This window comes from Chitinimonas sp. (genome assembly GCF_041904975.1).
Taxonomy (GTDB): Bacteria; Pseudomonadota; Gammaproteobacteria; order Burkholderiales; family Chitinimonadaceae; genus Chitinimonas.
Map to the genome: position 1 here is coordinate 1 of NZ_JAYRLZ010000134.1, position 11,370 is coordinate 11,370.

Consider the following 11,370-nt stretch of genomic DNA (forward strand, 5'->3'; position numbering starts at 1 on the left):
ATGTATTCGAATCAAGCGATGGCAGCCTGTGGATCAGCACCCTGGGCGGCCTGTATCAGCTCGACACCGACGGCACCGTGCTGAACAGCTATCGGCACGATGCCGCGCGCGCCGATAGCCTGGTCTCCAATCTGGTCAATGTCGTCGCCGAAGATCGCGATGGCCGGCTATGGCTGGCCACCTGGGGCGGGCTGGATCTGCTCGATCGCAACAGCGGCCGCATCAGCCATTTTCACGGTGAGCCCAATCGCACCGACAGGCTGCCAAGCGATCAGATATCCAGCGTGTTCGTTGATCGCAAGGGCCGCATCTGGGTCGGCGCCCGAGGCGGGCTGAGCCGGGTGGAAGCTGGAAATGATGGCCAGGTGCGCTTCACTACCTATCGCAATCCGGCTGGTGTGCTGGAAAACAATGTCGAATACATCATTGACGACGAAGACGGCTTCCTGTGGCTGGCCTGCACCCGCGGCATCGCCCGTTTCGACCCAGAGACCGGACAGTTCCGCCAGTTCGGCAGCGCGGACGGCCTGTTTGATGGCAGCTATTCCGGCCTGCCCTATCAAAGCCGCGATGGTTCGCTGTATTTCGGCAATCCCAGCGGCATGATCGCCTTTCACCCGCGCCAGCTGCGCAGCAACCCGCATGCACCACAAGTCGCCATCACCGATTTCCAGTTATTCAACCATTCTGTCACTGAAACGGAAGTAGCCAGGCGCATCGGACTCAGCGCCCGCATCGAGCACAGCGATGCCCTGACCCTGTCTTACCGCGACTCTGTGTTCAGCATCGAGTTTTCCGCTCTGCATTTCGCCGACCCGAAGCAAAACCGCTATGCCTACCGGCTGGAAGGCTTCGATACCGACTGGGTCTATACCGACGCGAAACGCCGCTTCGTCACCTACACCAATCTTGGCCCCGGGCATTATGTATTCCGGGTCAAGGCCGCCAATAAGGATGGGGTGTGGAACGAGACCAGCCGCAGCCTTGCCATCACCATCACTCCGCCGTTCTGGGCCACCTGGTGGTTCCGCTCCCTGTTTGCTCTATGCAGCATGCTGCTGCTCGCCGGCGCCTATCGGCTGCGCGTGCGCAGCCTGACCCGGCATAACGCCATGCTGGAGCAAAGCGTTGCCGAGCGGACCGCTGAATTGCGCCATGCCATGCAGGAGCAGGAAGCAATTCTCGACAATGCCCTGACCGGCATCGCATTCTTGAAGGACGGCCGCATTGCCCGCTGCAATAGCAGTTTCGAGGCAGTGTTCGGCTATCAGAGTGGCGAAATGATCGGCCTGCCCGCCACCGCGCTGTTTGCTGAGGAGGCGGCTTACTCGCCGGACGATGGCAAGATCGAAACCAAGCGGCCGCTGAACAGCTTTGCCGATGTCAATTACCGGCGCAAGGATGGGGAGATCATCTGGTGCCTGTCCAATAGCAAGCTGCTCGACCCGGCCAATCCGGCCGAGGGCACGGTGTGGGTGGTACAGGATGTCACCGCACGCCGCGAAGCCGAGCTGGCCCTGGTTGCCGCCAAGGAAAAGGCCGAAGTTGCCACCCAGGCGAAATCGTATTTCCTCGCCAATATGAGCCATGAAATCCGCACGCCGATGAATGCGGTGATCGGTCTGGCGCATCTGGCCCTGCAAACCAAGCTCAGCCCCAAACAGCGCGACTATATCGGCAAGATCCATAGTGCCGGGCAGTCCTTGCTGCGATTGATCAATGACATTCTCGATTTCTCCAAGATCGAAGCGGGCAAGCTCGATATCGAAGTGGTGTCGTTTGCGCTAAACGATGTGCTGGTGAATGTCGGCACCGTCACCAGCCAGAAAGCGTCCGACAAATCGATCGAATATCTGTTCATGGTGGCGCCTGATGTGCCGCGGCAACTACGCGGCGATCCGCATCGCCTTGGCCAGATCCTGGTGAATCTGGTCAACAATGCCATCAAGTTCACCGATAGCGGTGGCGAAATCTCGGTGGATATCCAGGTGCTGGAAAGCGGCGGCAATACCGTATTGCTGGGCTTTACCGTCAGCGATAGCGGCATCGGCATGAGCGAGGCGGAGCAAGCCAGGCTGTTCCAGCCCTTTACCCAGGCCGATGGTTCGACCAGCCGCAAATACGGCGGCACCGGCCTTGGCCTGTCGATCTGTCACCGGCTGGTGGAATTGATGGGTGGCTCCATCCATGTGAGCAGCCGGCCCGGTGCCGGGTCGCAATTTCATTTCGATATCCGTTTCGAACTGGCGGCCTCCACACCGCCGGTACCGTTGCCGAGCGGCCTGCGCAATGCACGGGTGCTGGTGGTCGATGACAGCGCTGCTGCGCGGGCGGTACTGGCGGAGAACCTGTCGGAATTCGGCATGCAGGTCGATACCGCCAATTGCGGCCCGACCGCGCTGCAAGCCATTACCCAGGCTGATGCCAGCGCTCCGTACCAGATCGTGTTTACCGACTGGCAGATGCCCGAGCTCGATGGCATGGCCTTGATCCGCGCCATCAAAACCGGCGAGCACCTGGTCGCGCCGCCGAAGATGGTCCTGGTCACCGCCTTCGGGCATGACGATGTGCAGCGCCAGGCCGAGACCATCGGTGCAGATGGCCTGCTGTTCAAACCGATCAGTCCGTCGGTCTTGCAAGACACCCTTGCCGAGGTATTTTCCAGCATGAGCGCCAATCCCGCGACCACGGCCATGGAGCCGATCGGCCATTATCCGGGCGTGCGCCTGCTCGTGGCCGAAGACAATGCGATCAACCAGCAGATCGTGGTCGAATTGCTGGAAATGGCCGGCATTGCGGTTGATATCGCCGAGAACGGCAAGCAGGCGGTCGATCTGGCACGCCGTGCCGAGCCGGGGCGCTACGCCATGATCTTCATGGACCTGCAGATGCCGGTGATGGACGGCCACCAGGCTACCGAGATCCTGCGAGCACTATCGGACTATGACAAGGTGCCCATTGTGGCGCTGACCGCCCATGCCATCAGCGATGTGCGTACCCGCTGCCTCGAACAGGGCATGCAGGACTTCCTGACCAAGCCCATCCATCCGGACCAGCTCTTCCGCCTGCTGGCGCGCTGGCTGGCCAAAGCAGAGCCGGCCACCAGCGAGGCGGCGGCAGCACCGGCACAACAGCCGGTCGAAGTCGATCTGAGCCAGTTCACCCAGTTCGATGTAGCGCAGGGCCTGCACTATATGGGCGGCAAGCGCTCGCTGTATCTGCGCCTGCTGGAGCGCTTCCGTAGTGCCGAAGCGGGCGTGGTCGAGCGCATGCGTGCCATGGTGGCTGCCAAGGAGTTGGTCGAAGCAGAACGTGCCGCCCACACCCTGAAAGGACTCGCTGGCAGCATGGGCGCTACCCGGGTACAGGCAGCCGCGGCAACGCTGGAAGCCGCACTCGCCCAGGGCGACACGGCGCACATCGCCGAACAGCTGGCAGCGCTGGACCACGTGCTGGCACCGTTGCTGGCCGAGCTTGATGCCGGGCTGCCGGCGCGATAGCAGGAGTCAAGTCATGCAGAAGTACGGTTTTCGCATCCGCACCAAGAGCGGCGCGCTGGTCGACAATCTGGTGATACAGGCGGTAGACCTCGCTCACGCCGAGCAGAAGCTGCGCCAGATGTATCACCAGGCCAGCATCGTCGAGGCCAAATTCCTCGACGAGCAAGCCGGCCGCGAAGGCACTGACCTGGAAGGCGCCATTTCGCTGATAGTCGGCCAACGCGACTGAGGCAGGGCACCTTGGCAAGGGAGGCGGCAAGCCGACGGCTGATCAGACCGGAGCCGTAAAATCGCGCGCGACTGCCTGAAAGGCGTTGATCAGCGCCGCATCGAAGCGGCTTTCCAGCCCGCCATTCACTTCGAATACGGTGCGCAGCACCGCACGCCGATAGTCCTCGCCATGCAGGCCGGCCACCTTGCCGTGCAGCAGGTCGGCACAGGCAATCATCAAAGCCCCTTGGTGCAGGGGAGCCGCATAGTCAGGCGCGGAAAAGCCGCCCTGGCTTACCCATAGATGGTGCTGTCCGATGATTTGCGCTGCCTCCTGGCAACCGGGCGCAATGGCAAGCAGCCACTGTGCCGCCGTTTCCGGGTGGGCAGCATAGGCGGGCCAATTGACGGACTTGGCGGTCGGGGTCTTGCGAAACAGGGCATCGGGCAGGGCAAGCATGCCTACGTCGTGCCACAGCACAGCGATGGTCAGGATATCGGGGTCGCTCGGTCGCAAGTAGTGCTGGTTGAGCGCCAGAACCAGGCGCCGCTGCAAGGCAGCACGCTCGCGCCAGCCGGCAACCCGCTGCGCCAGCGCCCCGGCAAGCTGCTCGCCCAAAGCGATGGCGCGCGCGATCTGCTCGGCATCGGGCCGCGACGCCGGCACCTCGCCCGGCTCTGCCAGCCACTCGCCATGAGCAGTCATCAGGATATGCCGCGCCAGTTGATCGGCCTGTGCCTGATCTCCCGCCTGCGCCAGCTGCTCGATCAGGCGGCACAGGCCCTCGCGCGGGGTACGATCAAAGGCACCGGTGCGCGCCAGCACATTCATCATCGCCTGTACCTGATCCATGCTTTGCAGCAAGGCTTCCGCCACCAGGGCCGAGCACAGGAAGCGCCGCTCGCGCAGGCTTTGCAGCACGCTCTCCAGCCGATGCACGAATTCGGCAATCGGCTGGGCCCGGCAATAACCGAAATCGCCCTTGACGGTATGAACGCGGCGAAACGCGCTGGCCAGCAATTCACTGGACTGCGGCTGGCTGACCAGCTGATGCAATTCGCGCTCAAGGAGCGGCAGATGCTCGCCGACCTCGGTCATGACATCGTTCAATAGCGAGAAGTCGACGTCCGCAGCGCTCATATCGATCCAGTGGCGCTTGCCGGGCCAGCAGCTCCGCAAGCGCGCGATTCAGGCAGTGTTGATTGGGTCGCGTGGCAAAGGCACGCCTTGCAAGCCAGGCGGCGCCACGTCGGCGCTAGACAGTACCAGCTCCCGCCACCTTGCGCACCAGCTGTGCCACCAGGGCGGATGCCTCGCTGAACTGATCGGACTGCGCCGCAGCAGGCAGAAAGTCGGCCGCGCTCAGCTCATCGTACAACGCCTGGTAGTCCTGTGCGCCACGGCTACCCGGCGCATGCTCGAATATATCTTTTTCGGCAAACGGACTTTCGGCCACCGCCACATTCTCGGCGATGCGCGTCTCGCACAACTCGGCACCGAAATGATCGCGCAGGGAGCGATCAATATCCCAGGACATGCGCCGCCGGCTATCAAACCGGGTCAAAACATAGCGCCGCACGATACGCTGCTTGAGCACCGGCGCCAGGGCATTGAGGGTACGTTCCACCTGCAAGGCCCCTTTTACCGCCAGATAGTCGGCCGAAACCGGCACCAGTACCCGGTCGGCCGCAAAAATCGCCGACAGTGACAACACCCCCAGCATCGGTGAGCAGTCGATAAGCACCGGGCGCTGGCTGGCCAACTGCTCGCGCTGCAGACCGAGCTTGAGACGGGCCAGCACATTGGGCCCCTTGCCGAACTGGGTGTCGACCTTGGCGAGATCAAGGTGGGCAGCAATGGTGTCCCAGCGCCGCAAACCGCTATAGATCAGCTGTGACAAGGGTCGATGATCGCGGTAAAAGCCGTAGATGCTGCCAGCCGAATCGTGGGGCTGCACGCCAGACAGTGCGGAAAGATGCCCTTGCGGATCGAGATCGATCACCAGGGGCCGCGCCAGCTTCATCGCCAGCGCCGCAGCGATATTCAACGCCGTAGTGGTCTTGCCCACTCCGCCCTTCTGATTGAACACGGCAATGGTCTGCATGGTGTCGCGGCCTGAGCTGGATGTCTGTATCGAGTACTAGCCGCAAACCGGCGCCGAAACAAGAAAACACGCGCCAAATCATTGAATTTGCCGGATTATCGATGCAGCTGCTGCTCCGGCAGGCAAGTCGCATCCTGACCTGGCCGTGCGCAGAACACTGCGCCGAACCTGCTTGTGCAAATAATTTTCAAGTTAGCGAACTTGCTGCCGATGAGCTTGCTTACCCCTCTCAGCGCGCCGGCCATCATGACACCCACTTCGCTCAGCTTTCTCCAGCAGCTCGGTCAGTCCGCCACCCGTGGCAGCACCAGCGGCTCGGCCAGCCAGCAACTGCAGCATATCCAGAAGCATGTCATCTCCCAGCCGGACCGGCGCTTTTCGACCGATCCGGACCAGCCGGAACAACCGGTCAGCATTTCCGCCCAAGCCAAGGCCTTGCAGCAAAGCGAGCAAGGCAAGGATCAAGACACAGTCGGTGCCGCCGGCTTTGGCTTGGCGCAGCAGTTGTTAAGCTCCTTCACCGGCAAGGCGCTATCGCTGCTCGGCATTGTCGGCAAGGCCGATGCCGACAAGGTACAGATCAGCTTCGATCGGCTGTCGTATGAGGCGAGCAGTGCGGAATCGGCATCATTCAGTAGCGCCAGAAGCAAGGGACGCGATGGCAGCGAGCAGCTGCAAACTTCAGCCTCGCTGCGCAGTGAGCAGCGTCTGGGCGTGGCCGGCCACGGTACGATCACCACGGCTGACGGACGTAAATTCGAATTTGATGCGCAATTGCAAATCGACAGCTCGGTTGAGCTGGACCAAGCAAGCAGCCAATCCGGCAAGCCCGTGCAGCTCGATTTCGCCGGGACGGCCGGGCAATTGCTTGATCATATCGAACCTCCGTCCGGGCAAAGCAGCCCACTGGCCTTGGTGCGCCATGCGCGCGGCGACCAGCCGGCCGGCGTGGTTCCTGGCGGCCTGAAGCTGGCGCTGAAGGATGGACAGGGACAGGCGCTTGGTCAGATCGACTGGAGCAAGCTGTTCTCGCGCCTGCAAGCCTTTGTCGACCAGCTCGACCCGAGCGCCCAGGGCGCCGCCGGGGGCGTGAATGGCAATGGCAAGCAGCCGGCAAGCGTTTGAAGCCTGGGCAGCCTCGCTCACCTGGGGCTATGACAGCGACGGCTATCCACTGGGGCTGAATACCGATACCCAGGAAGCCCGCGCACAGCGTCTGGCCTATGACTGGCGCCAGCACAGCAAGCGCGAATGTGGCGATGACTACTGGTCGGACGACACGCATCTCGCCTGGTTAGCCTGGCAAGCCGCCGTGGCCTGGCTTGCGCCGGGCGAAACTGCCAGCGCAAGCGACTGAGCAAGCTGCGCAGGCATGCTGTGGCAGCATCGTGCGCACGCCATCAGCAAATTCAGCCGGTATAGCGCAGCAAGCCGAGATTGTCCGGCAGCGCCCAGCGGGTGCGGCCTGCTTCAGGCAGGGGCAGCAGATTGCCGGTCTGGATCAGCTGTTCGAATAATGACCATTGCAGTGGCTGGCGCGCACCGTTGGCCTGCTCGATCCAGGCCATATCACAGTCATTTGCGGAGTAGAGCCGACTGCCTTGACTGAGGGCATCCAGCACGACGCTGGTTTCGGCCGGGGTGTAATAGTACGTTGTCATTGGGACAATCGTACAATTGACCGCTTATATATTCAAGTCAGGCAAACGCAGCAGCTCAGCCCCAGCGGCGACAGGCCGGCCGATTGCGCGGTATGCTCACGCCCTTCTTACCGGGAGCACGCCATGCAAAAGCGCTATCGATTCAAATCTGCTGACCTTCAACCGCTGGTGCAAGGCAAGGGCCTGTGCGTGGCCACCGATCTGATCACGGTGGAAGGCCAGTCGGTCGGCTATATGTGCCGCGACGAGCCGGAAGACGATGACGACAGCGGCTGGCGCTTTTTTGCCGGCAGCGAGGACGACCGCTATATCGACAACCCCAAGCACTTTTCGGTGCTCGACCTCAACTACCTGGCCAACTGCGATGAAACCATCATTGCCCTGCTCGATTCGCCAGTTGGCGCCGCCTTCGACAAGGGCGACGACGGGGTGTTTTACGATGTCAGCGAATAACGACGTCGCTTGAATGCCGGGGCCATGGCCCCATCTTGCATCGGGTATTCACCCTGTTTTTGCGAGCGCATTCATGTTTCCCGATTTTGTCAGTGCCGTTCAAGCCGGTGTCCAGTTTGCCCCGGGCATTGTTGCCCAGCATCAGGAAGGCTGGTGTCTGTATAACCCGACCGGCACGCTTGCCGACGATGCACCACCACATATCCTGCTGACCGAAAACGGCATGCTGGTTCCGCTGAACCAGGGCGGCGCACAGGTGCTGTGCACCTATGCGATCACCGCGGGCCACGCCTGATCAGCGCGCCTTGACATAGCGCCCCGGCGCATCCTCGATTGCCGGCAGGCGCCCGGCGCCGGGCTGGCGCGCGGCCACCGGCTTGCCGTGAAAGGGCGTCAGCCATTGCGCCCAATCCAGCCACCACGAGCCCTCATGCGCTTCGCTGCCTGCCAGCCACTGCTCAGCCGTATCCGGCAAGGCAGCATGGCTGGCATAGCCGTATTTGTGCGCCGCCGGCGGATTGACGATGCCGGCAATATGGCCGGAACCACCGAGCACAAAGCGCACCGGCCCGCCAAACAGCCGCGCGCCGGCATAGGTCGACTGCCACGGGGCGATATGATCCTCGCGGGTCGACACGAAATACGCCGGCGTCTTTATCCGGCGCATATCGATCGGCACACCGGCCAGCATCACGCCACCGGGGTCTTTCAGGGCATTTTCCAGATACATCTTGCGAAGATAGAAGCGATGCATGGCGGCAGGCATGCGCGTGCTATCGCTATTCCAGAACAGCAGATCGAACGCCATCGGCTCCTTGCCAAGCAGATAGTTCTGGATGACGAAGCTCCAGATCAGATCGTTCTCGCGTAGCAAATTGAATACCCCGGCCATTTGCCGGCCGTCCAGATAGCCGGTCTGCTCGAGATAGGCGTCGATGTTCGCCAGCTGGGCCTCGTCAATGAACACCCCCAACTCACCGGGCTGGCTGAAGTCGATCAGGCTGGTGAACAAGGTGGCGGAGGCGATGCGCCTGGCCGGGTAGCGCTTGTCCTTGCCTGCAGCCATATAGGCCAGGGTGGAGGCGAGCAAGGTGCCGCCAATGCAGTAGGCGGCAGCATTGACCACTTTCTCGCCAGTCGCCGCCTCGATCGCGTCCAGCGCGGCCAGCGGGCCCTCCAGCATATAGTCTTCAAAACCCTTGTCGCGCAGGCTGGCATCGGGATTGATCCAGGAAATGACGAAGACCGTATGCCCCTGTTCGACCAGCCATCTGATCAGGGAATTTTTCGGTTTCAGATCAAGGATGTAGAACTTGTTGATCCATGGCGGCACCACCAGGAGCGGCGTCTGGTGCACCGTTTCCCCCACTGGCTGGTACTGGATCAGCTGCATCAGGGTGTTTTCGAACACCACCTTGCCCGGGGTCGCGGCGATATTGACGCCAAGCTCGAAGGCATCGGGATCGGTCATGCGCGGCATCAGCTGGCCGCCGCTTTGCTCCAGGTCCTCCAGCAAATGCGCCAGCCCCTTGATCAGGTTCTCGCCGCCGCTTTCCAGTGTTGCCTTCATCACAACCGGATTGCTGACGGCGAAGTTGCCGGGTGCCAGTGCATCGACCAGCTGGCGGGTGTAAAAAGCAACTTTTTCGGCGGTATGCGCATCCAGTCCGTCCACGCTGGCGACGCCAGACTGGATATGCCGGGCAAACAGCTGGTAGCTGTGGCGGAGCAGCGCAAAGCCCGGGTGATTCGACCAGGCTTCATCCTTGAAGCGCTTATCGGGCATGGCAGCCGGTGCCGGCTCGCCCAGCCAGAACTGGCGCATGGACTGCTGCAGCAGCGCGCCATAGTCCTGCCACATGTCTTGTTGCGCCGCGATCAAAGGCGCTGGATGCAGCAAGGCCGCCTGCCACCAAGCCTCGAAAGCATGGCGGATACTGTCCGGATCGGGAATCTGCACTTTGGGGCCATCGGGACGCAATGCCTCGGTCGACTGCTTGACCAGATACTGCTGCCAGCGCTGCATCAAGCCTTGCCACTCGCCCAGACGATCGTGTGCCGTGCTCATACCTGCTCCCCGAAGTGCCCGCCAATTCAAGCAGTGTAGTTGGCCCTTGTCTGCTCACACGGTTTCCAGGCGGCAAATGCTCGTACAGGCGAAATCGGCTTCTGGCCGGCGCGCGTATCTGGCTACTATGCCCAGCTAGCATCACCCATTTGAATACCAAGCGCTTGCTTGGTATGCTGAACAATCGCAAACACCCAGGGTCCTGTCATGAAAGCCAGCCACTTCCGCCTGATGATGAATATCTGGCCACCGTTTTTGCTGACCGGCATCCATGCCACCCGGGTCAGCGACGACTACCGCGAGGTCGACTGCGAGCTGCGCTTGCGCTGGTACAACCGCAACTATGTCGGCACCCATTTCGGCGGCAGCCTGTTTGCCATGACCGATGCCTGGTACATGCTGATGCTGATGACCATACTGGGGCGCGATTACTATGTGTGGGATCAGCATGCCGCCATCCAGTTCATCGCCCCGGCACGCGGCACCGTGACAGCACGCTTTCGGCTTGATGACACCATCCTCGCCGATATCCGCGCCAATACTGCCGGCGGCGACAAGTATCTGCCGCAGTTCATTGTCGATATTGTCGATAGCAAGGGCACGGTGGTCGCTCAAGTGACAAAGACCTTGTATATCCGCAAGAAACCGGCCAAGCGCGGCAGCGGCGCGACCAGCTAGACCACACTTGCAGACAGCGACGCCAAAGCGGCCGGCAAGCGGCTATGGCTGCGCGATGCCTGCATTGACGAGCTGCAAAGCAGCGGCAAAATCGAAATTGTCGACCAGCTCGCGCAAACGCGGCAGCCAGGCAGGCTCGGGCAGGCCAAAGGCATCGATATTGCTAGCGAGCCAGGCTTGCGACGCCACCTGATCTGCGGCCAGCAAGCTGCGAAATTGCGCAATGCGCGGCCTGTCCATGGCCAGAATGCCGGTTTTATGCGGCGAAGGCGCGCTCAGCAAACCAGCCAGCGCCGCATAAAGGCGACCAGGATCGATCGGCTTGGTCAGCACCGCAGTCATACCGGCCTCGATACAGGCGCGCTGATCTTCCGAAAGTACATTGGCAGTCAAGCCGATAATGGGCAGCTGCTGCCCCGCCTGGCGCAGCCGCCGGGTTGCGGTAATGCCGTCGCATAGGGGCATCTGCATATCCATCAGTACCAAGTCGTAGGATAGGCCGGCGCACGCAGCCAGCGCAGCTTCACCATCACCGACCGTATCCAGCTGCAGGCCCCAGCTTGCCAGGAGCATGGACAGAAAATCCACTGTCAGCGCACTATCCTCTGCCAACAACACCCGGCCGTGCAATATCGCTGCGCTGCTGGCGGGCGGCTTGGCAAGACTGACCTGGCCGGGCTGACAGGGCAATTCCA

Annotated in this window: 12 protein-coding genes; 7 read left to right on the plus strand and 5 right to left on the minus strand. The window is 61.7% G+C overall.

The genetic code is table 11. From position 1 onward, the window contains the following. Positions 1 to 3,500, plus strand: a 3,500-nt coding sequence (locus tag ACE3OH_RS13090; RefSeq protein WP_374353369.1) for a response regulator, incomplete at its 5' end; no start/stop codon positions are given. A gap of 13 nt (positions 3,501 to 3,513) precedes the next feature. After that, the gene (locus tag ACE3OH_RS13095; RefSeq protein WP_374353372.1) at positions 3,514 to 3,729 is read left to right on the plus strand and encodes a hypothetical protein; all 216 of its coding nucleotides are present in this window, start codon (positions 3,514 to 3,516) and stop codon (positions 3,727 to 3,729) included. Positions 3,730 to 3,771: 42 nt separating this feature from the next. Here ACE3OH_RS13095 and ACE3OH_RS13100 read toward each other — a convergent pair whose 3' ends face one another. Next, positions 3,772 to 4,851: an Hpt domain-containing protein gene (locus ACE3OH_RS13100; protein WP_374353375.1), complete on the minus strand. Its 1,080-nt coding sequence runs from the start codon at positions 4,849 to 4,851 to the stop codon at positions 3,772 to 3,774. A 115-nt stretch (positions 4,852 to 4,966) separates the two neighbouring features. Continuing rightward, positions 4,967 to 5,815 (minus strand): ParA family protein, encoded by an 849-nt coding sequence (locus tag ACE3OH_RS13105; RefSeq protein WP_374353378.1) that lies wholly within the window; start codon positions 5,813 to 5,815, stop codon positions 4,967 to 4,969. A 216-nt stretch (positions 5,816 to 6,031) separates the two neighbouring features. Here ACE3OH_RS13105 and ACE3OH_RS13110 point away from each other — a divergent pair, with 216 nt between their 5' ends. Together ACE3OH_RS13110 and ACE3OH_RS13115 are read left to right on the plus strand one after the other, a co-directional pair. Beyond that, the gene (locus tag ACE3OH_RS13110) at positions 6,032 to 6,940 is read left to right on the plus strand and encodes a hypothetical protein (RefSeq protein ID WP_374353381.1); all 909 of its coding nucleotides are present in this window, start codon (positions 6,032 to 6,034) and stop codon (positions 6,938 to 6,940) included. After that, positions 6,915 to 7,172, plus strand: a complete 258-nt coding sequence (locus ACE3OH_RS13115) for a hypothetical protein (RefSeq protein WP_374353384.1) — start codon at positions 6,915 to 6,917, stop codon at positions 7,170 to 7,172. The genes ACE3OH_RS13110 and ACE3OH_RS13115 overlap by 26 nt, the downstream gene beginning before the upstream one ends. A gap of 52 nt (positions 7,173 to 7,224) precedes the next feature. On the opposite strand, the gene ACE3OH_RS13120 is transcribed toward ACE3OH_RS13115, so the two are convergent. After that, positions 7,225 to 7,476 carry a hypothetical protein gene (locus ACE3OH_RS13120; RefSeq protein WP_374353387.1) on the minus strand — a complete coding sequence of 84 codons (252 nt, stop codon included), beginning with the start codon at positions 7,474 to 7,476 and terminating at the stop codon, positions 7,225 to 7,227. A 123-nt stretch (positions 7,477 to 7,599) separates the two neighbouring features. On the opposite strand from ACE3OH_RS13120, the gene ACE3OH_RS13125 reads away from it, so the two are divergent. Beyond that, complete coding sequence (locus ACE3OH_RS13125; protein ID WP_374353390.1) at positions 7,600 to 7,929, plus strand: DUF2185 domain-containing protein; 330 nt, start codon at positions 7,600 to 7,602, stop codon at positions 7,927 to 7,929. 73 nt (positions 7,930 to 8,002) lie between these two features. After that, positions 8,003 to 8,224: a hypothetical protein gene (locus tag ACE3OH_RS13130; RefSeq protein WP_374353395.1), complete on the plus strand. Its 222-nt coding sequence runs from the start codon at positions 8,003 to 8,005 to the stop codon at positions 8,222 to 8,224. Here the strand turns inward: ACE3OH_RS13130 and phaC are convergent, their stop codons facing one another. Beyond that, on the minus strand, positions 8,225 to 9,997 hold the full coding sequence (phaC, locus tag ACE3OH_RS13135) for a class I poly(R)-hydroxyalkanoic acid synthase (RefSeq protein ID WP_374353398.1): 1,773 nt from the start codon (positions 9,995 to 9,997) through the stop codon (positions 8,225 to 8,227). It lies immediately after the preceding gene. A gap of 207 nt (positions 9,998 to 10,204) precedes the next feature. On the opposite strand from phaC, the gene ACE3OH_RS13140 reads away from it, so the two are divergent. Then, positions 10,205 to 10,675 (plus strand): DUF4442 domain-containing protein, encoded by a 471-nt coding sequence (locus tag ACE3OH_RS13140; protein ID WP_374353401.1) that lies wholly within the window; start codon positions 10,205 to 10,207, stop codon positions 10,673 to 10,675. A gap of 42 nt (positions 10,676 to 10,717) precedes the next feature. Here the strand turns inward: ACE3OH_RS13140 and ACE3OH_RS13145 are convergent. Then, a partial coding sequence (locus ACE3OH_RS13145; protein ID WP_374353404.1) for a response regulator occupies positions 10,718 to 11,370 on the minus strand: 653 nt, incomplete at its 5' end.

Bases quoted from the DNA above. Each gene is read 5' to 3' on its own strand.
- ACE3OH_RS13095 (WP_374353372.1), top strand. From the start codon at position 3,514: ATGCAGAAGTACGGTTTTCGCATCCGCACCAAGAGCGGCGCGCTGGTC.
- ACE3OH_RS13100 (WP_374353375.1), bottom strand. From the start codon at position 4,851: ATGAGCGCTGCGGACGTCGACTTCTCGCTATTGAACGATGTCATGACC.
- ACE3OH_RS13105 (WP_374353378.1), bottom strand. From the start codon at position 5,815: ATGCAGACCATTGCCGTGTTCAATCAGAAGGGCGGAGTGGGCAAGACC.
- ACE3OH_RS13115 (WP_374353384.1), top strand. From the start codon at position 6,915: ATGGCAAGCAGCCGGCAAGCGTTTGAAGCCTGGGCAGCCTCGCTCACC.
- ACE3OH_RS13120 (WP_374353387.1), bottom strand. From the start codon at position 7,476: ATGACAACGTACTATTACACCCCGGCCGAAACCAGCGTCGTGCTGGAT.
- ACE3OH_RS13125 (WP_374353390.1), top strand. From the start codon at position 7,600: ATGCAAAAGCGCTATCGATTCAAATCTGCTGACCTTCAACCGCTGGTG.
- ACE3OH_RS13130 (WP_374353395.1), top strand. From the start codon at position 8,003: ATGTTTCCCGATTTTGTCAGTGCCGTTCAAGCCGGTGTCCAGTTTGCC.
- phaC (WP_374353398.1), bottom strand. From the start codon at position 9,997: ATGAGCACGGCACACGATCGTCTGGGCGAGTGGCAAGGCTTGATGCAG.
- ACE3OH_RS13140 (WP_374353401.1), top strand. From the start codon at position 10,205: ATGAAAGCCAGCCACTTCCGCCTGATGATGAATATCTGGCCACCGTTT.